This is a genomic window from Pelomonas cellulosilytica, assembly GCF_021353265.1.
GTDB lineage: Bacteria > Pseudomonadota > Gammaproteobacteria > Burkholderiales > Burkholderiaceae_C > Pelomonas > Pelomonas cellulosilytica.
In genome coordinates this window covers 207011-230989 of sequence record NZ_JAJTWU010000010.1, presented here as the reverse complement: position 1 = coordinate 230989, position 23979 = coordinate 207011, and the positions used below count along the sequence as shown (strand labels likewise).

The following is a 23979-nucleotide window of genomic DNA, read 5'->3' as shown; positions in this document are numbered from 1 at the left end:
TGCACGTCGCCCCGCGGGCTGGCTTGGGGCGGCCTGGCGCTCGGCCCGTAAGGCGAGCACACAACCTGACAGAACGAGCGATTGAACGACCGATGAGCAAGACCCTGATCATTGCCGAGAAGCCTTCCGTCGCGCAGGACATCGTCCGCGCGCTGACGCCCGTGGCCGGCAAGTTCGACAAGCACGACGATCACTTCGAGAACGAGCAGTACGTCGTCAGTTCGGCCGTGGGCCACCTCGTGGAGATCGCGGCGCCGGAGGAGTTCGACGTCAAGCGCGGCAAGTGGAGCTTTGCCAACCTGCCGGTCATCCCGCCGCATTTCGACCTGAACCCGATCGACAAGAACAAGGGCCGGCTCAACGCGCTGACCAAGCTGATCCGCCGCAAGGACGTGACGGCCCTCATCAACGCCTGTGACGCCGGCCGCGAGGGCGAGCTGATCTTCCGGCTGATCCTGCAGTATGCGCAGCCGGCCAAGGGGCCGCTGAACAAGCCGGTGCAGCGGCTGTGGCTGCAGTCCATGACGCCGGCCGCCATCCGCGAGGGCTTCGAGAAGCTGCGCAGCGATGCGCAGATGCTGCCGCTGGCCGACGCGGCGCGCTGCCGCTCCGAGGCCGACTGGCTCGTGGGCATCAACGGCACGCGGGCGATGACGGCCTTCAACTCGCGCGACGGCGGCTTCTTCCTGACCACCGTCGGCCGCGTGCAGACACCGACGCTGTCGGTCGTCGTCGAGCGCGAGGAGAAGATCCGCAAGCACGTCGCCCGCGACTACTGGGAGCTGCGCGCTTCGTTTGATGCGCAAGCCGGCCAGTACGAAGGCAAGTGGTTCGACCCGGCGTGGAAGAAGAACGACGATGCCGAGCGCCGCGCCGACCGCCTCTGGGCCAAGGACGAAGCCGAGGCGATCGCCAAGGCCGTGCTCGGCCAGCCAGCCGCCGTGACCGAGGAGAGCAAGCCCAGCACGACGAGCTGCGGCGCGCTGTACGACCTGACGACGCTGCAGCGCGAGGCCAACTCGCGCTTCGGCTTCTCGGCCAAGACGACGCTGTCCATCGCCCAGGCACTGTACGAGAAGCACAAGGTGCTGACCTACCCGCGGACGGACTCGCGCTTCCTGCCCGAGGATTACCTGGCCGTGGCCAAGGACACTGCCAAGATGCTGGCCACCGAGGACCTGCCCGGCCCGCTGGCGCTGCTGTCCCAGCACGCCGCCACGGCGCTGAAGGAGGGCTATATCAAGCCGACGAAGAAGGTCTTCGACAACGCCAAGGTGTCGGACCACTTCGCCATCATCCCGACGCTGCAGGCGCCCAAGGCGTTGACGGAGGCCGAGGCCAAGCTGTACGACATGGTCGTCAAGCGCTTCCTGGCGGTGTTCTTCCCGCCGGCCGAGTTCCTGGTCACGACGCGCATCAGCAAGGTGGAGGCTGCGGGCAAGACCCATCACTTCCAGACCAATGGCAAGGTGCTCGTCAAGCCGGGCTGGCTGGCCGTCTACGGCAAGGAGATCGACGACGAGGACGCCAACCTCGTGCCGGTGCAGCCGGGCGAGATCGTCCGCACCGAAAGCGTGGACGTGAAGGCGCTGCAGACCAAGCCGCCGGCGCGCTACACCGAAGCGACGCTGCTCTCCGCGATGGAAGGCGCCGGCAAGCTCATCGACGACGACGAGCTGCGCGAGGCCATGGCCGAGAAGGGCCTGGGCACGCCGGCCACGCGGGCGGCCACCATCGAAGGACTCATCACCGAGAAGTACATGCTGCGCGAAGGCCGCGAGCTGATCCCGACGGCGAAGGCCTTCCAGCTGATGACGCTGCTGCGCGGCCTGGACGTGGAAGACCTGACCAAGCCCGAGCTGACCGGCGACTGGGAGTTCAAGCTCGCCGAGATGGAGAAGGGCCGGCTCAAACGCGAGCAGTTCATGGCTGAGATCGCGGCGATGACGGAGAAGATGGTCGCCAAGGCCAAGGGTTACGACCGCGACACCATCCCCGGCGACTACGCGACGCTCCAGGCGCCGTGCCCCAAGTGTGGCGGCATCGTGCGCGAGAACTACCGCCGCTTCACCTGTACCGGCAAGAGCGGCGGCGGCGACGACGCCTGCGGCTTCTCCATCGGCAAGATTCCGGGTGGCCGCAGCTTCGAGCTGCACGAGGTGGAGCAGTTCCTGCGCGACAAGAAGATCGGTCCGCTGGAGGGCTTCCGCTCCAAGGCCGGCTGGCCGTTCACGGCGGAGCTGGCGCTGGTCTACGACGACGAGATCCAGAACTGGAAGCTGGAGTTCGACTTCGGCGAGGACGCGAAGAAGGCCGAAGGCGACGGCGAGCCGGTGGACTTCACCGGCCAGGCGTCGCTGGGCCCCTGCCCCAAGTGCCGGGGCCATGTCTACGAGCATGGCGCCAACTACGTCTGCGAGCACGCGGTGGGCGACAAGGTAACCTGCGACTTCAAGACCGGCAAGGTGATCCTGACGCAGCCCATCGACGCGGCCCAGGTGCACAAGCTGCTGGCAGCCGGCAAGACCGACCTGCTGGAGAACTTCGTGTCGAACAAGACGCGGCGCAAGTTCAAGGCCTTCCTGGCCTACGACAAGAAGGAAGGCAAGGTCGTCTTCGAGTTCGAGCCGCGCGCGGCCAAGGCACCGCCGGCCAAGAAGGCGGCAGCCAAGAAGGCCGCCGCCAAGGCCTGACCCCGGGCAAAGGCCCTATGCTCGCCGCACGGCACTGAACACAAGGCCGGGGAGGAAGAGCGCATGGCGATGGCGCCGTTGACCTTCGGCATCCAGACGCGCCTGACGGCCGGCATTGCGCTGGTCGCCAGCCTGGTGGTGCTGGCCGTCGGCTGGACATGGACAGCCCACGAGGAGGAAGAGCTGCTGCGGGCGCTGGACCAGCGCCAGACGCGCATGGCCGGCCTCATCGAGCGGGGCTTTGCCGGCGCGATCTGGAACCTGGACCATGTCGCCATCGAGAACCTGCTCGATGCCGTCATGGCCGACCCCGAGGTCCACACGATCGAGCTGCACGGCATGGGCCTGCGCGGAGGCGTCGCGCGGCGCGAGCGCGACCAGCCCGCCAATGGGCCGGTGACACGGGAGTTCTCCATCGCCTACCAGCCCACGGTCGATGCGCGGGGGGACCCCGTGGCCACGGCCGTGTTGACCTTCACACGCGACCTCGTCGACGAGCAACTGCACCGCACGCGGCTTTTTGTCGTGGAGCTGCTGGCCGTCGTCGTCGTGGGCATCGTCGTCGCGAGCTGGTGGCTGGTGCGCTGGCTGGTGTGCAAGCCCGTCGCGCGGCTGGGTGCGCTGGCCCAGCGCGTGGCCAAGGGCGACCTGGGCGCGCAGGAGGCCGTGGAGCGGCACGACGAGATCGGCGAGCTGACGATGCGCTTCAACGCGATGAGCCTGAAGCTGCGCAGCGCGTCCGACCAGGTGCAGCTCAGTTCCGAGGGCCTGCGTGCCAGTGAGGCGCGCTACCGCAGCCTGTTCGAGAACGCGACGGAAGGCATCTTCCAGGCCGATGCCAGCGGCCGCGTGCTCAGCATGAACCGCGCCTTCACGCAAATGCTGGGCCTGGGCGCCCAGAGCCCGGTGGGCCGGCGGCTGCGCGAGGTCACGGGCATCGACCGCGAAGAGATGCTGCGGGTGTCGGAGATCATGTCCCAGCAGGGCAAGGTCCAGCAGGCGCAGTTGCAGCTGCGCGGCGCGGGCGGCCGGCCGCTGTGGGTGGAGCTCAATGCGCACTGGGTGGAAACCGAGGGCGGCGAACGGCGCATCGAGGGCATGGTCAGCGACATCTCGCTGCGCCATCAGGCCGAGGCCGAGCTGACGCGCCACCGCGACCACCTGGAAGACCTCGTCGCCGAGCGCACGGCCGAGCTGAGCGAGGCCAAGCTTCGCGCCGAAGCGGCCAACCAGGCCAAGGGCCGGTTCCTGGCGACGATGAGCCACGAGTTCCGTACGCCTCTGAACGCCATCCTGGGCTTCACGCAGCTCATGCAGATGGACGCGGCGGTGCCGGCGGCGCAGCAGCTGCGGCTGCAATTGATGCGCGACTCGGGCCTGCACCTGCTGGAACTCATCAACGACGTGCTCGACATGGCCAGCATCGAGGCAGGCAAGGTGTCGCTGAAGCCGGTGAGGACCGACCTGCTGGGGCTGCTGGAGCTGGCCAGCGACAGTGTGCGGCTGCGGGCGGAGCAGAAGGGGCTGAGCTTCCTGCACGACGTGGACGCGCAGTTGCCGGCCCAGGTGGTGGCGGACGGCCAGCGGCTGCGCCAGGTACTGTTGAACCTCCTGTCCAACGCGGTGAAGTTCACCGACGCGGGCACCGTGCGGCTGTCGGCGTCGGTTGTCGAGGCGGCGCAGGACGGCGGGCCGGTCCGGTTGCGCTTCGAGGTGGCCGACACGGGCATCGGCATGACGCCAGCGCAGCAAGCCCGGCTGTTTCAGGCTTTCGAGCAGGTGTCGGAAGACTCACGGCACCTCGGCGGCACGGGCCTGGGTCTGTCGATCAGCCAGCAGCTCGTGCGCCTGATGGGCGGCCAGATCGTCGTGCAGAGCACGTCGGGGCAGGGCAGCAGCTTCTCGTTCGAACTCCGTTTGCCGCTGGCCTGATGCAGAGATGACCTGGGCCATCGCCGCGAAGCTGGTCGCCATTTTGGTCGCCGTGGCGATCGGCTGGATCGTGGGCCGCATGCGCTGGCTGGGTGGCGGCGCGGCGGGCAGCGACAGCGACCCGGCCCGCGTGCTGGCCAACGCGGCGTTCTTCATCTTCGTGCCTGCGCTGTTGTTCCGCACGACTGCGCGGCTGGACACGTCCACGCTGCCCTGGGCCTTCCTGTTCGCTTTCTTCGTGCCGGTGCTGGTGGTCGTCGCGCTCATCTACGCGTTCGAGCGCTGGCGGCGCCGGCCGGGCGAGCCGGTCACGGCGCCCAGCGTCAAGGCCATCACGGCCGGCTTCGGCAACACCTTGCAGGTGGGCGTGCCGGTGGCGGCCGGCGTGTTCGGCGAGCAGGGCCTGGCCATCCACATTGCCGTCGTCAGCCTGCATTCGCTGACCATCCTGACGCTGCTGACCAGCCTCGTGGAGCTGGACGTGGCCCGCGAGCGCCACTCGCGCACCTTCGGCACGACGCTGCGCCAAACGGTGCGCAACACCGTCATCCACCCGGTCGTGCTGCCGGTGCTGGCGGGGCTGACGTGGAACGCGACCGGATGGCCCATTCCGGCCGTGCTGGACGAAGTGCTGCAGAACCTCGGCACGGCCGTCGTGCCGCTGTGCCTGACGCTGATCGGCATGTCGCTGGCGTACTACGGCTGGCCCAAATCGTGGCGTGGCCTCGGCGGACTTGTGTCGGCCAAGCTGCTGCTGATCCCCGCGGTCGTGTTCGGCATCGCGCATGGGCTACTGGGCCTGAACGGACTGCCGCTGGCCGTCGTCGTCATGCTCGCGGCGCTGCCGACCGGCTCCAACGCGCTGATCTTTGCCCAGCGCTACCGTACGCTGGAGGCCGAGGTCACCGCGGCGACTGTGCTGTCCACCGTGCTCTACGTCGCCACAGCACCACTGTGGCTGGCGTTGCTGGCTTGGGTGTCCCCATGGTGACCATCGGCACTGTGGGCCGCACCGGCTGTTGTCGCCCAATCCGTTTTTCCTTGTTGCAGACCGACTCATGAACTCTCCCGCCCCCCGACGTCTTGTCGCGCTGCTGGCCCTGGCCGGCGCGCTGTCGCTGCCTGCCTGGAGCGCGCCTGTGGCTCCCCAGCCTGGCGCCGTCAGCACCGAAGCCGGCCAGCTCGCCATTCGCCATGAGAAGTTCAAGCTGGCCAACGGCTTCGAGGTCATCCTCGTGGAAGACCACCGCCTGCCGCTGGTGGCCTTCAACCTGTGGGTGCATGCCGGCCCCCGTAACGAAGCCCAGGGGCAGACGGGCTTCGCCCACCTGTTCGAGCACCTGATGTTCGCCGGCAGCCGCCACATCCCGCGTGGCGAGTTCGACAAGTACATCGACGCCGCCGGCGGGACAGACGCCAACGGGTCGACCAACTTCGACCGCACGAACTACTTCTTCACTTTGCCGTCCAACCAACTCGCGCTGGGCCTGTGGCTGAAGGCGGACATGCTGGGCTGGATGATCGACGAGGTGGACTCGGTCTCGCTGGCCAACCAGCAGGATGTCGTGCGCAACGAACGCCGCCAAAGCTACGAGAACCGCCCCTACGGCGTCGCTGACGAGGCGATGTACCAGGCGCTCTATCCCGCGGGTCATCCCTACCGTGCGTCGGTCATCGGCTCGCATGCCGACATCCAGAGCATCCAGCTCAAGGACGTGAAGGACTTCGCCCGCACCTACTACCGGCCCAACAACGCGACGCTGGTGCTGGCCGGCGACTTCGATCCCAAGGCAGCCAAGGCGCTGTTGCAGAAGTACTTCGGTACGCTGAAAGCCGGGCCCAAGCCGCCCGAGGTTCACGTGGCCATGCCCGAGATCACGAAGGAGCGTCGCGTCGTCGTGACTGACCGCGTCGAGCTGAGCCGCCTGACACTCGCCTGGCACACCCCGCCCATGTTCAAGGCCGGTGACGCCGAGCTGGACGTCGCCGCCCACGTGCTCGGCGGTGGCAAGGCCAGCCGGCTGTACGGCCTGCTGGTGCGCGACAAGCAGCTAGCGCAGAGCGTGGAGGTGGGGCAGGGCTCGCAGTCGTTGAGTTCGGTGTTCGAGATCGAGGTGGTGGCCCGGCCGGGGGCGTCGCTGGACGAGATCGAGGCGCTGGTCGACGCCGAAGTGGCCCGCCTTGCTGCCGAGCCGCCGACCGAGGCTGAGGTCGCCCAGGCCCGCGCCACCATCGAGACGCAGCTGCTGCAGCGCATGGAGAAGGTCGCGTCGCTGGCCGACCTCGTCAACCACTACAACCAGATGGCCGACGACCCCGGCTTTGTCGGCCAGGACCTGGCACGCTATGCGAAGCTCAAGCCGGCCGACGTCAGCGCCACGGTGGCGCAATGGCTGCAGAAGGACCGCCGCGTCGCCGTCATCGCCAAGCCCGGCGAACAGGTGTTGCCACCCGAGGTGCCGACCCCGCCGGCGCCCACCCAGGTGGGCAAGGGTGAACGCGAGGCGCTGAACGCCGCCGAACCCTGGCGCGCCAAGCCGCCCGCGGCGGCAAAGGCCAAGGCGCTGGCGCTGCCAGCGGCGCAGAGCTTCACGCTCGCCAACGGGCTGACGGTCATCCACTCGCCCAAGCCCGGCCTGCCGCTGGTCAGCGCGAGCCTCGTGCTGCGCGCCGGCCAGGCGGCGAATCCGGCGCGCCACCCGGGACTGGCGGGCTTCGTGGCCGCCATGCTGCCCGAGGGCACGACGACTCGCAGCGCACAACAGATCGCCGAGGGCCTCGCAGCGCTGGGCGCGACGCTGAACGCGCAGGCCGGCTCTGAGGAGGTGCGCATCGATTTCTCCGGCCGCAAGGCCGCGGCGCGCGAGGGCCTCGCGCTGTTGGCCGACGTGGCGCTGCATCCTGCCTTCGGCACAACCGAGATCGAGCGCCAGAAGGCACAACGCCTGGCAGCGCTGGCCCAGCAGCGCGAGCAGGCTCCGGTGCTGGCCAGTGCCATCGGTAACCGCGTCGTCTTCGGCGACGGCCACCCGCTGGCCGAGAACGCGCTGGGCACCGGAGCCAGCATCCAGGCCATCGATGTGGCCGCGCTGCGCAGCTTCTGGCAGGCCCACTACCGGCCCGAGCAGGCGGCGCTGGTCGTGGCCGGCGACCTGACCGAGGCCGAGCTGCGTGCGCTGGTCGAGCCGCTGTTCGGCGCGTGGAAGGTCGAGGGCACGGCGCCCCCCGAAACCCGGCTGCCGCCGCCCCGGCCCATCGGAGCGCGCACCGTCGTCGTCGACAAGCCCGGCGCCCCGCAGACGGCGCTGGCCGTCGTGGCCCCGGGGCCGCTGGCGTCCACACCCGACGTGGCGCCGCTGAAGGTCATGAATGCCGCGTTGGGCGGCCTGTTCACGTCGCGCATCAACAACCAACTGCGCGAGGTCAAGGGCTACACCTATGGCATCTACTCCGGCTACACACTGGGCCGTGAGCGTGGCCAGTTCGGCATCCGTGGCAGCGTGCGCACCGACGTGACGGGCGCCGCGCTGGCGGACATGTGGAAGGAGATCGAGGGCATCCGCGCCACGCCGATGGGCGCTGCCGAGCTCAACCGTGTGCGCAATGCGCAGCTGCTGTCGCTGCCCGGGCTGTTCGACACGAACCTCGCCGTTGTCGCCGGCTACGCGGGCAACTGGTCGTCGGGTCTGCCACTGTCGGCCATCACGGACCTGCCCAAGCAGTACGGCGCCGTCACGCCGGCCACCGCGCTCAAGGCGGCGCAGCAGCATCTGGACCCGGCTCAGCTCATCGTCGTGGCCGTAGGTGACAAGGCCAAGGTGCTGCCGCAACTCGACGCCATCGGCCGCAAGGCCGAGGTGCGCGATGCGGACGGACGACCCGTGGCGCCTTCAGCCGGGCAGTGACTCGTACAGCGCCACGAGCTCCTGCGTGAGCTTGTGGCGCGGGTCGAGGTGGATCATGGGCATCGACAGCTCGTGCGACTCCTTGACCTTGACGCTGCTGGACAGATAGGGTTCGAGAACCGGCAGGCCCTCGTCCAGCAGCTCCTGCACGACGCGCTGAGGCAGCGACGCGCGCGCCTGGAACTGGTTGACGACGATGCCCTCCACGTGCAGCTCGGGCGCGTGGTCGGCCTGGATCTCCTGCACCGCTTCGAGCAGTCCGTACAGCGCGCGGCGCGAGAAGTCGTCGCAGTCGAATGGGATCAGACAGCCCTGCGCCGCGATCAGCGCTGAGCGCGTGTAGAAGTTCAGCGCCGGGGGCGTGTCGATCCAGATCTCGTCATAGTGCGCGTCCAGCGCCTGCAGCGCGTCACGCAGCTTGTAGATCTTGTAGCGGCTCTCCAGCTTTCCGTGCAGCTCGTCGAGTTCCGCGCTGGCGGCCATCACGTGCAGGTGCTCCCACGGGGTCTCGCTGATGAACTCGCCGGCGTCCCGGTCACGCACGCTGAATTTGAGGGTCTGCGCGAAGAAGTCGGCCGAGCCGGCCAGGTCCTCGTCGGCCGCGTCACCCAGCAGGTAGCGCGTCGTGTTGCCCTGGCAGTCCAGGTCGATGACCAGCACGCGGCGTCCTTGGGCCGCGGCGATGGCCGCCAGGTTGCTCGTGATCGTGGACTTGCCCACGCCGCCCTTCTGGTTGAACACGACTCGCCGCATACCGCCACCTCCGGTTGGTTGCGGTGATTGTGCACTGCAGCAATGTCAATGGCTCAGGGCCCGCTCGACGAACCGCCGCGGCACCGTCGTCTTCGGCACGCGCACGGGGAACCAGCTCCGGATGTCGCTATCGATGCCGATGCCGTGCATGAAGTTGTAGAGACCCTTCTTCAGCCCCTGGCCCAGGCGGTCATGGTCGGTGCCGGTCGGGTCGACGAAGGCGATGTCGTTCTTCGCGAAGCGCGCGTCTGCCGGCAGCGGCTGCAGTGTGACGCCGTACTCCGCCGGGTTCATCCCGACGGGCGAATGGACCGTGCAGGCGAAGCGGTGGAAGAAGCCGCTGTGGATGCAGCCGGCCTCGAACAGCTGGCGCACGTACTCCAGCGCGTCCACCGTGTCCTGCGCCGTCTGCGTCGGGAAGCCATACATCAGGTAGGCATGCACCAGCACGCCGGCGTCGGCGAACGCCTTGGTCACGCGGGCCACCTGCTCGACGCTGACGCCCTTCTTCATCAGCTTGAGCAGCCGGTCCGACGCGACTTCCAACCCGCCTGAGATCGCGATGCAGCCGCTGTCGGCCAGCAACTGGCACAGCTCTGGCGTGAAGGTCTTCTCGAAGCGGATGTTGCCCCACCAGCTGATGGCCACACCGCGCCGCAGCAACTCCTCGGCCAGCGCCTTCAGCGCTTTTGGCGGCGCGGCCTCGTCGACGAAGTGAAAGCCCGTCTGCCCGGTCTCCTTGACGATGGCCTCGATGCGGTCGACCAAAACCTCGGCCGAGGCGGCCTCGTAGCGGGAGATGTAGTCGAGGCTCACGTCGCAGAAGCTGCACTTTTTCCAGTAGCAGCCATGCGCCACCGTCAGCTTGTTCCAGCGCCCGTCGCTCCATAGCCGGTTCATCGGATTGAGCATGTCTAGCAGCGACAGGTAGCGGTCCAGCGGCAGGCCGTCCCAGGTCGGTGTGCCGACGTCGTCGAACGGAATGTCGGGCTCGACGAAGTTCGTGTAGCGGACTTGCGTGCCGTCGCGCCAGAAGGTGCGCACGAGGCGCGTCTTGGAGCGTTTGCCGCCGACATGCTCCAGCAGTGCCAGCAGCGGTCGTTCACCGGCGTCCAGCGTCACATAGTCGATGAGGTCGAACAGCCTCGGCTCGGCCAGTTCGCGCAGCTCGGTGTTCACGTAGCCGCCGCCCAGCACCGTCACGACCTGCGGCCGCGCCGCCTTGATCGCCTGCGCAATGCGCAAGGCCGCGTAGACCGAGCCGGGGAAGGGCACGGACAGCAGCACGACGTCGGGTTGGTGCTGTTCCAGGGCATCCAGGGTCAACCGTTGCAGCGTCGTGTCGACGAGATTGGGTGGTGCGGCCAGCGCGTCGGCCAGCGGGTCGAAGGCCGGCTGCGCGGCGGCCAGCTTCTCGGCGTAGCGCACGAACTCGAAGCGCGGGTCCACCGCGTCGCGCAGCACGTCTGCCAGGTCGTTGAGAAACAGCGTCGCCAGATGCCGGGCGCGGTCCTGCAAGCCGAGCGCGCCGAAGGCCCAGGCGAGAGGATCCTCGCCCTCTTCGCCGATGTAATGGTCCAGCGATGCGAAGCGCGCGCCCTCTGGCAGGAAGCTGCGCGTGTTGATGCGGTGCGCCAGCGTCGGGTCCTGGCCCTGCAGAAAGCGCAGCACGCGCGGTGTGGTGGCCGCGATGGCGGGGAATTCGCCATCGAACCAGGCGGTCTGATTGGTTTGTCGGCCGCTGGGCAGGGCCTGAACCGCTTCACGGATCTGCATGAGCCCGGCGGGCGAAAACAGTGTCAACACCAGTGCCAGCGCCAGGTCCACCTGGTGCGCGTCGATCTGGCGCGAGCGCAGGAAACCGGTCAGGTAGGCGGTGGACGGGTAGGGCGTGTTCAGCTGCGTCATCGGCGGGATGACGGCGAGCACGCGTGCAGACGGGGACGACATGGCGACGATTGTCGCGGCCCGCAGTCTGTCGTCTGTTGGCGAATGCCGTAGGCCCCAGCGGGATTGCCCGTTCGAGCTCCGGTGTTGGCAGGCTCACCCGAGCTGCGCGTGGCAGTCAGCCGACACGCTGACCGTGTTGGCCGTGACCGATGTGAACGAGACGTCGAGGCAGGCGGCGCCAACCACGAGCGCGATCAACCCGATGCACGTCATTGAGCCGCGTCTCATCGTCTCCGGCGCGCGCCTGCGGGTGACGAAGAAGGCGGTGATCGCGGCGGGCGGTCCGAGGAGAAGGCTGCCCCACGCAATCGAGAGCGAGGGATTCAAGGTGTCAATGAGAGTTGGATCTGATGGTGTGGGCGGGACTCCGCCTAGAGGCGGAGCCCTGCGGCACCGCGTACGGAACGGAATTCGGGTGGGGAGTCGGCCATGCGCCTAGGGGTGGCGGGACTGTGGTGCTCGACACGCTCATCCCACCAGCCACCCCGCCAGCTTCTCTGCAATCATCAACGTCGGCGACGCCGTGTTGCCGCTGGTGATCGTCGGCATCACGCTCGCGTCGGCCACGCGCAGGCCGGCCACGCCCAGCACTCGCAGGCGGGAGTCAACGACCGAGCCGGGGTCGTCGCGGCGGCCCATGCGGCAGGTGCCCACGGGGTGGAAGATCGTCGTGCCGATGTCGCCGGCTGCCATGGCCAGGTCCTCGTCGGTCTGGTGCTGCGGGCCAGGCAGGTATTCCTCGGGTTGGTAGGCAGCCAACGCCGGCTGGGCGACGATGCGGCGCGTCAGCTTCAGGCTCTCGGCGGCCACGTTCCGGTCGGCGTCGGTGGACAGGTAGTGCGGCCGGATGGCCGGCGCCACTGCGGCGTCGGGCGACGTGATCTGCACGGTGCCGCGGCTCGTCGGGTTGAGGTTGCAGACGCTGGCGGTGAAGGCGTCGAAGCGGTGCAGCGGCTCGCCGAACGCGTCCAGCGACAGCGGCTGCACGTGGTATTCCAGGTCGGGCCAGACCTTCTCCGGCCGGCTGCGCGTGAACGCCCCCAGTTGCGAAGGCGCCATGCTCATCGGGCCGCTGCGGCGCAGCAGGTATTCCAGGCCGATGCCGGCGCGGCCCAGCCACGAGGCGCTGCGCGTGTTGAGCGTGCGGGCGCCGTGCACCTTGAAGACGGTGCGCAGCTGCAGGTGGTCCTGCAGGTTGGCGCCTACGCCGGGCATGTCGCGCTCCACCGTCAGGCCCAGCCGCTGCAGCAGCGGTGCCGGGCCCAGGCCCGACAGCTGCAACAGCTGTGGCGAGCCGATCGCTCCGGCTGCGACGATGACCTCGCCGCCCACGTTGATCCAAGGCTGCTCCAGGCCTTGCGGCGTCATCACCTCCACGCCGCTGCAGCGCAGGCCGGCGTGGTCGTGCAGCAGGCGCAGCTTGCGCACATGCGCGCCGGTCCACAGCTCGAAGTTGGGCCGGCCGAGGCACGTCGGCCGCAGGAAGGCCTTGGCCGCGTTCCAGCGCAGGCCCTTGCGCTGGTTGACCTCGAAGTAACCCACGCCCTCGTTGTTGCCGGCGTTGAAGTCGCTGGTGGCCGGGATGCCGGCCTCTTGCGCAGCGGCGGCGAAGGCGTCGAGGATGGGCCAGCGCAGCCGTTGCTGCTCCACACGCCACTCGCCCTTGTGGCCGTGCAGCGCGGCGAAACCGTCGGGTGCCGCCTTGGGGTCGTCCAGCCGCCAGTGGTTCTCGTGGCGGCGGAAGGCGCGCAGCACGCGCTCCCACCGCCAGGTGTCGTCGCCCGTGGCGTCGGCCCAGTGCTCGTAGTCCCTCGCCTGGCCGCGCATGTAGATCATGCCGTTGATGCTGGAGCTGCCGCCCAGCACCTTGCCGCGCGGGTAGCGCAGCGTGCGGCCGTGCAGCGCGCGTTCGGGCTCGGTGTTGAAGCACCAGTCGGTGCGCGGGTTCCCGATGCAGTGCAGGTAGCCGACCGGGATGTGGATCCAGTGATAGTCATCCTTGCCGCCCGCCTCGATGAGCAGCACGCGCTTCGTCGGGTCGGCGCTGAGCCGGTTGGCCAGCAGGCAGCCGGCGGTGCCGGCGCCCACGATGATGTAGTCGAAACCTTGTTGCGGCATGGAGCGATGCGGGGGGACGTCCTGCGGCGCAGGGCAGACCGCGAGCGTAATTCAGTCCTTCCGGTCCGTCGCTCCGAGGCCGTACCAGTCGAGCCGGCGCGTCAAGGTCATCACGGCGGACAGCACGGCGAACAGCAGCACCGCGCCGATGACCAGCGCCGTCTGCTCGCGGCTCAGCAGTACGTAGAGCGCGCCGTACAGCAGTGCGATGCCGCCCCCGAAGGCACCGCCCCGCCACCAGCCGCCCAGCATGGCGGCGGCGTACTGCGTCAGCACGGCCGCCGCGGCGCCTGCGGCGATGAGGTAGGCCACGAGGAAGGGCAGGTGCTCCGACAGGCTCAGCAACAGCAGGAAGAACAGGCTCAGCGCCAGGCCCACGAGCAGGTATTGCACCGGGTGGACACGTCGGCCGGTCAGCAGCTCGGTGAGGCCGACGGTGACGAAGGTGAGCGCAATGAACATCAGGCCGTACTTGATCGCGCGGTCGCTCATGACGTAGGGGTTCACGGGGTCGACGAGTTCGACGGCGAGGACGTCGAGGCTGCCCTGCTTCTCACCGGGTGTCGGCGGCGCCACTCGGACGTAGTCCGGGCCACTGTCGCCGGTCAGCGCCGGTAGCGGCTTGCCGGCCATCAGGTCGGCGACGGCCGTGCTCGCCAGCGACGACACCTGCCAGTGCGCCGTGAAGCCGCTGACGCCGATCTGGTGCTCGACGGGCAGGAACTGGCCTGTGAAGCTCGGATGCGGCCAGCTCGACTGCAAGGTCACGTCGGTGTCCTCGGCGGCGGGCACCAGCCCCAGCCGCTGGCTGCCGACGAGGCTGAGCTTGGCCGACACGACCAGCGGCTCCTCCGGGCGCAGGCCGGGCAGCACCGCATGCAGCCCGCTGCGCAGGGCCGGGTGCGGGCTGCCGGGGCGGGCGTTCAGTGCGTGGCCGTCCCGGCTGATCTCGGCAGCGCGGATGCCCCGCGTGTCGCTGAGCGTCACGACGACGGCCGGGTCTTCGCAGGCCAGCCGGCCGTTCGGATGCTCGGCCCGCGGCGCGAGGGCCCCGACGCTGTCCCAGCGGGCCTCGATGTTCAGTTGCGCGAGGTAGGTGTTGACCTTGAAGAGCCCGCGGTGCCGGACTTCGGGGCTGATGCCGCCGCCCACCTTCAGCGCCGTGGGCGCGACCATGAGCCAGAAATCGCGCGATTCGACGGACTCCTTCCTGCCGTCGGCGCTCTGCACGGTCCAGGATTCCTTGCAGGCGCGCACGAGCAACGGCCCGGCCAGCGCCTGCGGCCCCGCCAGCGATTGCTCGACGGTCTGCGCGGCTTCGCGCTGCCGCCACCGGCGTTCGGTGACGAGCCCGCCGATCTGTGCCAGCACAACGCAGATGAGGACGGTGACGACGGCCAGGATGGCCAGCTTGGAGAAGAGGGGGTTGAGCTTCATGCCGCCAGCATCGCGACGCCGCGTGAGGCGATGACGAGGCGTGTGAAGTCAGCGTGAAGCCGGCAGCACGAGCGTGACGCGCAGGCCCGGCCCGGCTGCCTCGAAGGCCAGCCGGCCGGCGTGCAGCTCGGCCACGCGCCGCGCGATGGCCAGGCCCAGGCCCGAGCCCTTGACGAGGCTGCCGGGCCGCGCCGTCGAGAAGAAGCGCTTGCCCAGTTGCGGGAAGCCGGCCGCGGGCACGCCGGGGCCGTGATCTCGCACACTCAGCCGCGCCGTGCCGGCCGTGCTGCTGACGGCCAGCTCCAGCGTCGAGCCGGGCGGCGCGAAGTCGATGGCGTTGACCAGCAGGTTGCTGAATGCGAGTTCCAGCAGCGCCGCGTCGGCGTCCACTGCGGCCGGTGCTCGCTCTGTCCAGGCGACGGTCAGGCCCCGTTGCGCGAGGCGTGGCGCCTGGCGCTGCAGCTGCGCATCGGCCCAGTCGGCCAGCGTCAGCCGCTGGCGTTCGCCCGGGCCCAGCTGCGCCTCCAGTTGCGACAGCGCCAGCACGCGCTCCACCAGCGTCTGCAGCCGGGCGGTCTGGTCCAGCACCTGGGCGGCGAAGCGCTGGCGGTCGGCCGGCGGCAGATCCTCCTGCAGCAGCTCGCCGCTGGCGCGCAGCGCGGCCAGCGGGCTCTTCAGCTCATGCGTCAGCGCGCGCACGTCGTGCTCCAGCTGCTCGCGGCCCTCTAGGCGGCGGCGCATGTCGTCCATGGCATGCGCCAGCTCGCCCAGTTCGCCCGGTACGTCTGGCGGCGCGAGGTTCTGCCCGGCCTGCACCTGCGTGGCATAGCGCCGCAGCCGCCGTACGGTGGCCACCAGCCACAGCGTCACCGCCACGCCGACGACGAGGCTGGCCGTCAGCAGCGCCGCGCCGGCCCAGAACACACGCCGCTCGGCGCGGTCGATGAAGCGCTGCACGCTGGCGACCGGCTTGCTGACGCTGACAACGCCGAGCGCGCGGCCGTCCTTCACGACGGGGGCGGCGACCACCAGCACCGTGCTGCGGTCGTCGCCCGCGCGATAGGGGCTGGCGCGGGCGCCGTAATCGCCGCGCAGCGTGCGCGCCACGTCGTTCCACTGCGAATAGTCCTGCCCCACGGCCGAGGGCTGGCCGGAGTCGAGCACAACATGGCCCGCCGCGTCGGTCACGTAGATGCGAAGGTCCAGGCTCTGCTTGCGCAGCCCCCAGATCGTCACATCCACCTCGCGCTTCACATAGCGCTGCAGTTGCCCGGCCAGCCGGCCGTCCGGTGTGGGCGGGCCGGCGGCCATCTCGTCGGCCGCCACCTCGGCCAGCAGGTGGGCGGTGTCCACCATCAGGTCTTCCATGACCTCGCGCACGCTGGGCTTCACTTCGGCGAGGAAGACCTTGAGCAGCAGCACGGCGCTCAGGCCCGCGATGAGGAAGAAGCCGAAGAAGACGCGCAGGCCCAGGCGCATCAGGGTTCCAGCGAGTAGCCCAAGCCGCGGTGCGTCTTGATCGGGTCGCGCGCCGGCGCGGCCTCGCGCAGCTTGGCGCGCAGCGTCTTGATGTGAGTGTCCACCGTGCGGTCACCGCTGTCGGCGCTGCTGCCCCAGACGGCGTCCAGCAGCGCTTCGCGCGAGTGGATGCGCTGCGGTGCGGCCAGCAGCTTCAGCAGCAGGCCCAGCTCGAGCTTCGTGAGGTTCAGCAGCACACCGTCCAGCCGCACCCGCGAGCCGTCCACGTTGAAGCCAGGCGCCGGCGGTGGCGCGGCCTGGGCGCGTCGCAGCAGCGCGCGTACGCGGGCCACCAGCTCGCGCGGGCTGAAGGGCTTGGCGAGGTAGTCGTCGGCACCCAGCTCCAGCCCCAGCACGCGGTCCATCTCGTCGCTGCGGGCGCTCAGGACGATGACCGGCAGATGGGCGAGCGGCCCGGCGCGCAGCTCGCGGCACAGGTCCAGCCCGCGGCCGTCGGGCAGGCCAATGTCCAGGATCAGCAGCTCCGGCGCCGGCCCGGTGCGCAGGCGCTCGCGCGCTTCGGCCAGCCAGCCCAGCGCCTCGACGGCGAAGCCCTCGCGGCGCAGCGCGAAGGCGACGGTGTCGGCAATAGCCGGGTCGTCCTCCAGCAGCAGGATGCTGCCCATGCGTCAGCTGAGCGTGCGCATGGCCAGCACGGGGAAGAGCTTGATGAGCCCGTCGGCCAGCAGTTCCACGGCCAGCGCGGCGAGGATCAGGCCCATCAGGCGCGTCATGATGTTGATACCTGTCTGGCCCAGCACCTTGGCGATCTTGCTGCTCGCGGAGAACACGACGTAGGTGACCGCCGTGACGACGACGCCGTAGCCGCACAGGATGGCAATCTCCCACCAGAACCGCGTCTTGTCGGCGTAGATGACCATCGTCGAGATCGTCGCCGGGCCGGTCAGCAGCGGGATGGCCAGCGGCACGACGGCGATGCTCGCGCCCGCGTCGGCCTTGGTCGCACCCTCGGAGACATCCTCCTTGCGTGCCTCGGCCGGCTGGGCGTTGAGCATCTGCAGCGAGCTGATCAGCAGCAGGCAGCCGCCGCCGACCTGGAAGCTCGCCAGGGAGATGCCGAAGAACTCAATGATCTTCAGCCCGAACAGTGCCGACAGCGCGATCACGATGCCCGCCGTGCAGGCGCTGACGAGCATCGTCCGGCGCCGCTGCTGGCGCGTGAGGCTGCTGGTGAAGTGGATGAAGAAGGGAACGACGCCGACCGGGTTCACGATGGCCAGCAGCGCGACCAAGGGCTTGTAGATGTCCATGGCGCGGCATTGTGGCGTCAGGCCCTACCATCGCGCTGCGGCTGCGGCCCGAGGTCCTGGCAAGCCTTCACGGGTTTGCACTCCGGGGTACCCCCGGGGGTTGCCGATCTCGCGTCCAGCAGGGCATGGAGCGCGGGGCGCTGTGCGCCCGACACCCCATGCATCACCCGTCGCTCGGGCTGCGGCCGCACCTTCTTCAACAGGGAGACGACGGGTGGGTCACGCCCGCATGATGACGGCGCGGGCGCTGGCCCACGCCATGCTGGCTGGCGCGCCCCGCGAGGAGGCGCTGGCTGCGCGCATGGCCGCCTGCCTGGATGCCCGCCCGCCGTGGCTGGCCGATCTGGCCCGGGCGATGGCGCGCGTGCCGGGCGAGGTCTGGCAGCGGCTGGACGTGGCGGCGCTGGGCGAACGCGTCGAGGCGCATGCCGGCTTCGCCGACGCCTGGGTCAGTGACGCCCGGCCGGATGCCCGCCGCTGGCTGCTGCGCTCGCCGGAGGACCTGCCGCCTGCGCCGGCCGGTCTGGCGCGTCCGCACTGGCCCACGGTCGGCACGCTGGCGCGCGGGCTGGGGCTGACGCCGGCGGGCCTGTGGCGGCTGACGCTGCCGGCCGACTGGCAGCGCCGGCGACCGCTGGCCCACCAGCACTATCGGCAGCAGTTGGTGCCCAAGCGCTCCGAAGGCTGGCGGCTGCTGGAGGTGCCCGCGCCGCATCTGCGCGCCATCCAGCGCCGCCTGCTGGCGCAGCTGCTGAGTGGCCTGCCGCCGCACGACGCGGCCTTCGGCTACACGCCGGGCCGCTCGGTCGTCGAGCATGCCATGCGGCACGCCGGTCAGGCGCGGGTGCTGCGTTTGGACCTGAGCGACTTCTTCTCCACCGTGCGCGCCGCCCGCGTGCATGCGCTGTTCCGTACGCTGGGCTACTCCGCCGCCGTCGCGCGGGCGCTGACGGCGCTGTGCACCACGGCGACGCCCGAGGCGTGGCTGCGCGCCGAGCCGCGGCTGGCCTTCCTGCAGCGCCAGCGGCTGCGCGACCCGCACCTGCCGCAGGGCGCGCCGACATCGCCGGCCGTGGCCAACCTGTGCGCTTTCGCGCTGGATGCCCGGCTCACCGGCCTGGCCGAGGCCTTCGGTGCCCGCTACAGCCGCTATGCCGACGACCTCGTGTTCTCGGGGCCGGCGTCGTTGCCGGTGCGGACGCTCGTCGCCTGGGTGACGGCGATCGCCGAGGACGAGGGCTTCGCCGTCAATCCGAACAAGACCCGAGCGCAGGGCGTGGCGCAGCGGCAATCGGTGTGCGGCATCGTCGTCAACGAACGGCCCAACCTGCCGCGCGACGCATTCGACCGCCTCAAGGCCACGCTGCACCGCTGCGTCGTCGACGGCCCGGCGGGGCAGAACCGTGAAGGCCATGCCGACTTTCGCGCCCACCTGCAGGGCCGCGTGGCCTGGGCGGCGCAGCTCAACCCGGCGAAGGCGCGCAAGCTGCAGGCGCTGTTCGACCGCATCGACTGGCGCGCCTGAGCGTCAGTCGCGCTCCGTCAACGCCAGATAGACCGCACAGCAGCCGCGCAGCCACACCAGCGTCGGCAGCACCAGCGCCAGAGCGAAGACGACACCGCCGCCCACCAGCGCGGCCATGCCCAGGCTGCCGCCCTCCAGCGGCAGGCCGCTGGCGCCGAAGCTGCGCGGCCCGAGGCCCTGCACCCCGGCCAGCAGCTGCCGCGCCGGTACCTCGATGCCGGCGCCGAGGATGGCCAGGCCCGCCAGCAGCTTGCCGCCGCTGACGACGACGAAGCTGACGGCCGCCGTCGTCAGCGCGACGAGCAGGTAGACGGCGGCCATCAGCAGCGCCGTCTCCGGCAGGCCGTGGCGCAGCCGGCCACGCAGGAAGGCCAGCACGCCCGCGCTGCGCTGGCCGGCCCAGACGGCGGGGCCCGCCAGCGGACCGACGAGCACGACCAGCACGAAGGCCACGCCGCCCAGTAGCAACACGCCGGCCGGCAGCACCAACGCCAGCAGCGGCGCGCCCACCCACGGCCAGCGCGTTGCCCACAGCAAGCCGGCGAGCACGGCGACGCCCGCGGCCGCCAGCGCGACGCAGGCGAGCAGCGCCAGCAGCACGCGATGGCCGCTGCGCAGCGCGTCGGCCAGCGCGTCCTGCGGCTCGCGCACCGGCAGGCCGCGCGCCTGGTCCATCAGCATCAGGCCCGTCGTGTTGACGCCGAAAAAGGCGACAGCCAGCGCCAAGCCCATCCACACGGCACTGAGCAGGTCGTCACCGCGGGCGGCCGACGACTGGGCGGTGGCCAGCAGCAGGCCGGCCATGCAGAAGCCCGCCAGCAAGGCGTAAAGGGCGCGCAGGTTGCGCGGTGCGTCGATGCTGGCCAGCACACGGGCCAGCGCGGGAAGGAGGGGAAAGCTCATCAGGGGCGATGCTATCGGTGACGCGAACATGAGACGCGGGACGCGCCAGGGTTTGTGCTAGCTCTGAAAAACAACACTTGCATGAGGCCCTCGATGCAATTCTTGACCCCGCCACCATAATGAATTGCCTGTGTCTGGACGCCGCACCTTCGCTTGAATGGTTCACGATGGGTTGAAGCTCCACATGGTTTTTTAGGTTTTGAGATAGAGAGAAGGGCTTCCCCATGGGAAACAAGCTTTACGTGGGCAATCTGGCCTACAGCGTGCGTGACGAATCGCTCCACGAGGCGTTTTCGCAGTTCGGCAGCGTGACCTCGGCCAAGGTCATGATGGATCGTGAAACCGGCCGCTCCAAGGGCTTCGGCTTTGTCGAGATGGGTTCTGACGCCGAGGCGCAGGCTGCCATCAACGGCATGAACGGCCAGGCTCTGGAAGGCCGCGCGATCGTGGTCAACGAGGCCCGCCCGCGTGAAGAGCGTCCGGGTGGCTTCGGTGGTGGCGGCGGCTTCGGCGGCGGTGGCCGCTCCGGTGGCGGCGGCTACGGCGGCGGTGGCCGTTCGGGTGGCGGCGGCTACGGTGGTGGCGGCAGCGGCGGTGGCTACGGCGGCGGTGGTGGCGGCTACGGCGGCGGCGGTGGTGGTCGCTCGGGTGGCGGCGGCTACGGCGGCGGTGGTGGCGGCTACGGCGGCGGCGGCGGTGGTCGCTCGGGTGGCGGCGGCTACGGCGGTGGCGGTCGCTCCGGCGGCGGCTACGGTGGCGGCGGCAGCGGCTACTGATCGCCGGCCTCACGGCTTCGATGAACAAGGCGCCTTCGGGCGCCTTGTTCAATTTCAGGGCGGGTGCGGGGTCTCAATAGCCCACGCGGACCTTCACGAACAACTCGCTGGATCGCACGCTGCCTGGCTGCGCGTGCCCGCGGTTCAGTCCGAGGCCGATGACGCGCGCCAGGCCGACGCGGTGCTGCGCCATCAGCGACAGCAGCCGCCCCCGCTCCTCCAGCGCCATGAGGCCCGATGCAGCGTCCATGCGGCGGCTGAAGCGTGTCTGTTGGCGGATGAGGCGCAACGAGTCGTGCGCGCTCAGGTGCAGCACGAAGAGGCTCTGCGCACTGCGGTCCGTGAATGCGCGGTGGCCGTCGGGCGCGTCCACCCAGCCCACGCCCAGTCGCAGGTCGATTTCCAGCCAGCGCCCAGCCCCGGCCCAGCGCGGCAGCGGCAGGCGCATCTGAGCTTGCAGCTGGCCTTGCGCGCCGGGACCGACGCGGTCGGCGTCCACGTCCAGCCGGCGGCCCCATTCCACCTCGGCGGTGACGAAGTTCAGCAGTTCGCCAGGGTTGGATTCGAAGCCCAGCAGCAGCGTGCGTGTCGCATGCAGCGGGGCGCCGTCACGGGCGCGATGGCGGTCCAGGCCGACGTGCCCCCAGACGCCGGTATTGCGCGCCGCGGCGAACCAGAACCCTGGCTGCACGAGGCGGTCGACCACCCGGCCCGCGGCCACGCCCAGCAGCGGGTCCGCCTTCGTGCGGGTCTCCTGCAGCCGGAGCTGCGCTTCATGGTCGTGCACCGACAGTCCGGCGAACTCGGACGCCCCCAGGCGCAGCGCGCCGAACGCCGAGGCGCGCCGGATGCCGCTCTGGCTGACGAAGCCGTTGTCGTTGGCAAAGCGCGCGCCGATGTCTTCGACGTTGACGTTGGCGGTCCAGTTGGCGTCCCGGTGCCGCCAGCCGAGCCACGCGCGGTGACCGTGCTCTCGGCCGACACGCCGGGCCTGGCCGTCCTCGTCCAACCCGAGGGTCGTCGTGGAGAGCAGCAGGTGGCCGCGCCACTGGTCGCTGTCGCCGTCGCGCCAGAGGCCATCGCTGCCGATGACCTGCGTGCTGCGACCCTCGCCGAAGTTGCGCAGCGACACCAGAGCCGCCAGGCCCAGGCCGCCCAGCTGCAGCCGACCGCGCGCGAAGCTGGCCTCGGAATCGCGCGGCTGCCAGCCCGTGCGCGTGGAGAAGGCACCGGCACGCAGCACGGTGCCGCCGCCGGCATCGCGCAGATGCAAGGCGGTGGCCTCGGCGCCGGCGCCGCGCCACGTGACGCGCAGGCCCCAGTCGGGGTCCGTGATGGCGCGCGTGTAGAAGGCGGCCAGGCTTCGGTTCTCGCCCGACTCGTCGGGCTGTGTGGGTCCCACGACGTCGGCGCTCTCCAGGAAGAAGGGCCGCTTCTCCGGCACGCTGAGTGCGAAGCGTGTGTTGCCGGCCAGCTGGGGCTCGTCGACCTCGACCTGGGAGAAGTCGGGGTTCAGCGTCAGGTCGACGACCCAGTCCGCCCGCGGCCGCCACTTGATCTCGGCGCCGAGCGAGGTGTGCTGCGCGCGGCGCCGGCCGTCGTTGTCGCTGAGCTCGTTCACGCGGCGCCACGTGAGTTCGGGGTGGACGCTCACGAAGCTGCGCTCGCGAACGTCCATCGCGAGGTCGCCCAGACCGTCCAGCGGTTGTAAATCCGCGATGAAGGTCAGCGCGTCCTGGGTCAGCGCGGGTGAGCTGACGTCGAGCATGCGGTCCTCGCGCGGGATGTTGCGCGTGACCATGACGCGCCAGGGCGCGCCGCCTGTGTGGGGAAAGCGCAAAGCCGCCAGGGGCCAGCGCAGCTCGATGCTGTAGCCGTCGGGCAGCCGGGCGGCCGCGGCCTCGATGTCGAAATCCGGCGCGGAATCGTCGGCGTCTTCCTCGGCCGAGAACAGGCCGTCGTCGACGCTGCCGGCGGCGCTGACACGCACGTACTGCGCCGCGCGGCCCAGGCCCACGGGGTCGATGAAGACGGCGACGTAGTCCTGGTCGGCCTTGACCTGATCCCGCCGTGCCAACGGCGCGCGGATGCGTTCGGGCGCCGGGTCCCACGCGCGGATGCCGAAGACCAGCGCGTCCTCGGTGGCGAGCACCTGGACGGTGGTGCGCCAGCGCGCGGGTTGCTTGTCGGCGGGCAAAAACTGCACGAAGCGGTCATAGACAGGCGCGCGCCGCCAGACGGCGTCGTCGAGCCGGCCGTCGAGCGTCGGCGGCGTGTCGCCCGCGGCCAGGCGCAGGGCGGTCGGCTGCGCCGGCGACGCCGGTTGGGCGTCGGCAGGCAGCGCCAGGGCCAGCGCGAGGCCCAGACCGGACAGGCGTTGGCGCATGGCGACCTGCGGCGCCGCCAGCCTAGCCGCCTTCACGCCGCTTGCGGCCCCGCCGGGACAGCAGCCAGTCGTACAGCCCGTTGGGCAGCAGGCGCAGCACCTTGGCCAGCACACCCATCTGCCATGGGATGACGCGGTAGCTGGCCTGGGCGCGGATGGCGCGCACCGCCTGCTCGGCGAATGCGTCCACCGGCATCAGAAAGGGCATGCGGTAACGGTTGCCGCGCGTCAGCGGCGTGTCGATGTAGCCCGGCAGCAGCGTGACGACACCGAGGCCCGAGCCCCGGCACTCGACACGCAAGCTCTCGCAATAGGCGACGACGCCGGACTTGCTGGCGCAATAGGCCCCATGGCCTGGCAGGCCGCGGATGGCCGACACGCTCGCGACGCCCACCAGCGTCCCAGAGCGTCGCGCGCGCATCGGCACGATGAAAGGGTGGAAGGTGGCGGCCAGGCCCACGTTGTTGATCGCGAAGACGCGCCGCATCACGTCCAGGTCCTCGAACTGCGCCGTGTCCATGCCGACGCTGATGCCCGCGCAGGCGATGACGATGTCCGGCACGCCCTGGGTGGCGATGCAATCCCTGCCCACGCCGGTGATGGCGGGCACGTCGGCGACATCGGCGCCATAGACCCGAAACCGCGCGGCATCCAGCCCCTGCTCGGCAGCCCAGCGTTCCACCTCGGCGGTGCGCCGCGCGACCAGCGCCAGCCGCGCGCCATCACGGTACAAGCGCAGCGCCAGCGCCTGGCCGATGCCGCTGGAGGCGCCGGTGATGAAGACGAGTTCGCTCATGAAAGCGTTCCGGCCC

17 protein-coding genes are annotated in these 23979 nt (G+C 70.1%); 6 read left to right on the top strand and 11 right to left on the bottom strand.

Annotated elements, in window-relative coordinates; all coding sequences use genetic code 11:
• Positions 1 to 92: 92 nt before the first annotated feature.
• The 4 genes from LXT13_RS23765 (at position 93) to LXT13_RS23750 (ending at position 8530) form a co-directional block, all read left to right on the top strand.
• Entirely contained in the window at positions 93 to 2693 is a 2601-nt protein-coding gene (locus LXT13_RS23765; RefSeq protein ID WP_233374799.1) for a DNA topoisomerase III, read from the top strand.
• 63 nt (positions 2694 to 2756) lie between these two features.
• Entirely contained in the window at positions 2757 to 4625 is a 1869-nt protein-coding gene (locus LXT13_RS23760) for an ATP-binding protein (protein WP_233374798.1), read from the top strand.
• A gap of 7 nt (positions 4626 to 4632) precedes the next feature.
• Complete coding sequence (locus tag LXT13_RS23755; protein WP_233374797.1) at positions 4633 to 5616, top strand: AEC family transporter; 984 nt, start codon at positions 4633 to 4635, stop codon at positions 5614 to 5616.
• 67 nt (positions 5617 to 5683) lie between these two features.
• Entirely contained in the window at positions 5684 to 8530 is a 2847-nt protein-coding gene (locus LXT13_RS23750; protein ID WP_233374796.1) for a M16 family metallopeptidase, read from the top strand.
• Here LXT13_RS23750 and LXT13_RS23745 read toward each other — a convergent pair.
• The 8 genes from LXT13_RS23745 to LXT13_RS23710 form a co-directional block, all read right to left on the bottom strand.
• Positions 8516 to 9283: a ParA family protein gene (locus tag LXT13_RS23745; RefSeq protein ID WP_233374795.1), complete on the bottom strand. Its 768-nt coding sequence runs from the start codon at positions 9281 to 9283 to the stop codon at positions 8516 to 8518. The genes LXT13_RS23750 and LXT13_RS23745 overlap by 15 nt on opposite strands.
• A gap of 45 nt (positions 9284 to 9328) precedes the next feature.
• Complete coding sequence (locus tag LXT13_RS23740; RefSeq protein ID WP_233374794.1) at positions 9329 to 11233, bottom strand: B12-binding domain-containing radical SAM protein; 1905 nt, start codon at positions 11231 to 11233, stop codon at positions 9329 to 9331.
• Positions 11234 to 11326: 93 nt separating this feature from the next.
• Positions 11327 to 11560: a hypothetical protein gene (locus LXT13_RS23735; RefSeq protein WP_233374793.1), complete on the bottom strand. Its 234-nt coding sequence runs from the start codon at positions 11558 to 11560 to the stop codon at positions 11327 to 11329.
• 141 nt (positions 11561 to 11701) lie between these two features.
• Positions 11702 to 13351, bottom strand: coding sequence for a GMC family oxidoreductase (locus tag LXT13_RS23730; protein ID WP_233374792.1), 1650 nt, complete (start codon positions 13349 to 13351; stop codon positions 11702 to 11704).
• Between the two features lie 51 nt (positions 13352 to 13402).
• On the bottom strand, positions 13403 to 14788 hold the full coding sequence (gene creD / locus LXT13_RS23725; protein WP_233374791.1) for a cell envelope integrity protein CreD: 1386 nt from the start codon (positions 14786 to 14788) through the stop codon (positions 13403 to 13405).
• Positions 14789 to 14836: 48 nt separating this feature from the next.
• Positions 14837 to 16267, bottom strand: coding sequence for a two-component system sensor histidine kinase CreC (gene creC / locus LXT13_RS23720; protein WP_233374790.1), 1431 nt, complete (start codon positions 16265 to 16267; stop codon positions 14837 to 14839).
• Positions 16267 to 16932, bottom strand: a complete 666-nt coding sequence (creB, locus tag LXT13_RS23715) for a two-component system response regulator CreB (protein WP_233374789.1) — start codon at positions 16930 to 16932, stop codon at positions 16267 to 16269. Before creB ends, creC begins: the two co-directional genes overlap by 1 nt.
• Before the next feature lie 3 nt (positions 16933 to 16935).
• Complete coding sequence (locus LXT13_RS23710) at positions 16936 to 17577, bottom strand: MarC family protein (RefSeq protein ID WP_233374788.1); 642 nt, start codon at positions 17575 to 17577, stop codon at positions 16936 to 16938.
• 214 nt (positions 17578 to 17791) lie between these two features.
• On the opposite strand from LXT13_RS23710, the gene LXT13_RS23705 reads away from it, so the two are divergent.
• On the top strand, positions 17792 to 19102 hold the full coding sequence (locus LXT13_RS23705; RefSeq protein ID WP_233374787.1) for a reverse transcriptase family protein: 1311 nt from the start codon (positions 17792 to 17794) through the stop codon (positions 19100 to 19102).
• A 3-nt stretch (positions 19103 to 19105) separates the two neighbouring features.
• On the opposite strand, the gene LXT13_RS23700 is transcribed toward LXT13_RS23705, so the two are convergent.
• The gene (locus LXT13_RS23700) at positions 19106 to 20005 is read right to left on the bottom strand and encodes a hypothetical protein (RefSeq protein WP_233374786.1); all 900 of its coding nucleotides are present in this window, start codon (positions 20003 to 20005) and stop codon (positions 19106 to 19108) included.
• A gap of 224 nt (positions 20006 to 20229) precedes the next feature.
• Here LXT13_RS23700 and LXT13_RS23695 point away from each other — a divergent pair, with 224 nt between their 5' ends.
• Positions 20230 to 20781: an RNA recognition motif domain-containing protein gene (locus tag LXT13_RS23695; RefSeq protein WP_233374785.1), complete on the top strand. Its 552-nt coding sequence runs from the start codon at positions 20230 to 20232 to the stop codon at positions 20779 to 20781.
• Positions 20782 to 20854: 73 nt separating this feature from the next.
• On the opposite strand, the gene LXT13_RS23690 is transcribed toward LXT13_RS23695, so the two are convergent.
• Both LXT13_RS23690 and LXT13_RS23685 read right to left on the bottom strand, forming a co-directional pair.
• The gene (locus tag LXT13_RS23690; protein ID WP_233374784.1) at positions 20855 to 23167 is read right to left on the bottom strand and encodes a carbohydrate binding family 9 domain-containing protein; all 2313 of its coding nucleotides are present in this window, start codon (positions 23165 to 23167) and stop codon (positions 20855 to 20857) included.
• 22 nt (positions 23168 to 23189) lie between these two features.
• Positions 23190 to 23963, bottom strand: a complete 774-nt coding sequence (locus LXT13_RS23685) for an SDR family oxidoreductase (RefSeq protein ID WP_233374783.1) — start codon at positions 23961 to 23963, stop codon at positions 23190 to 23192.
• Between the last annotated feature and the right edge of the window lie 16 nt (positions 23964 to 23979).

What these genes read in the sequence shown, in the direction of transcription:
- LXT13_RS23755 (WP_233374797.1), top strand. Translation starts at nt 4,633, where the DNA reads ATGACCTGGGCCATCGCCGCGAAGCTGGTCGCCATTTTGGTCGCCGTG.
- LXT13_RS23740 (WP_233374794.1), bottom strand. Translation starts at nt 11,233, where the DNA reads ATGTCGTCCCCGTCTGCACGCGTGCTCGCCGTCATCCCGCCGATGACG.
- LXT13_RS23765 (WP_233374799.1), top strand. Translation starts at nt 93, where the DNA reads ATGAGCAAGACCCTGATCATTGCCGAGAAGCCTTCCGTCGCGCAGGAC.
- LXT13_RS23710 (WP_233374788.1), bottom strand. Translation starts at nt 17,577, where the DNA reads ATGGACATCTACAAGCCCTTGGTCGCGCTGCTGGCCATCGTGAACCCG.
- creD (WP_233374791.1), bottom strand. Translation starts at nt 14,788, where the DNA reads ATGAAGCTCAACCCCCTCTTCTCCAAGCTGGCCATCCTGGCCGTCGTC.
- creC (WP_233374790.1), bottom strand. Translation starts at nt 16,267, where the DNA reads ATGCGCCTGGGCCTGCGCGTCTTCTTCGGCTTCTTCCTCATCGCGGGC.
- LXT13_RS23760 (WP_233374798.1), top strand. Translation starts at nt 2,757, where the DNA reads ATGGCGATGGCGCCGTTGACCTTCGGCATCCAGACGCGCCTGACGGCC.
- LXT13_RS23690 (WP_233374784.1), bottom strand. Translation starts at nt 23,167, where the DNA reads ATGCGCCAACGCCTGTCCGGTCTGGGCCTCGCGCTGGCCCTGGCGCTG.
- LXT13_RS23745 (WP_233374795.1), bottom strand. Translation starts at nt 9,283, where the DNA reads ATGCGGCGAGTCGTGTTCAACCAGAAGGGCGGCGTGGGCAAGTCCACG.
- creB (WP_233374789.1), bottom strand. Translation starts at nt 16,932, where the DNA reads ATGGGCAGCATCCTGCTGCTGGAGGACGACCCGGCTATTGCCGACACC.
- LXT13_RS23750 (WP_233374796.1), top strand. Translation starts at nt 5,684, where the DNA reads ATGAACTCTCCCGCCCCCCGACGTCTTGTCGCGCTGCTGGCCCTGGCC.
- LXT13_RS23700 (WP_233374786.1), bottom strand. Translation starts at nt 20,005, where the DNA reads ATGAGCTTTCCCCTCCTTCCCGCGCTGGCCCGTGTGCTGGCCAGCATC.
- LXT13_RS23730 (WP_233374792.1), bottom strand. Translation starts at nt 13,351, where the DNA reads ATGCCGCAACAAGGTTTCGACTACATCATCGTGGGCGCCGGCACCGCC.
- LXT13_RS23695 (WP_233374785.1), top strand. Translation starts at nt 20,230, where the DNA reads ATGGGAAACAAGCTTTACGTGGGCAATCTGGCCTACAGCGTGCGTGAC.
- LXT13_RS23685 (WP_233374783.1), bottom strand. Translation starts at nt 23,963, where the DNA reads ATGAGCGAACTCGTCTTCATCACCGGCGCCTCCAGCGGCATCGGCCAG.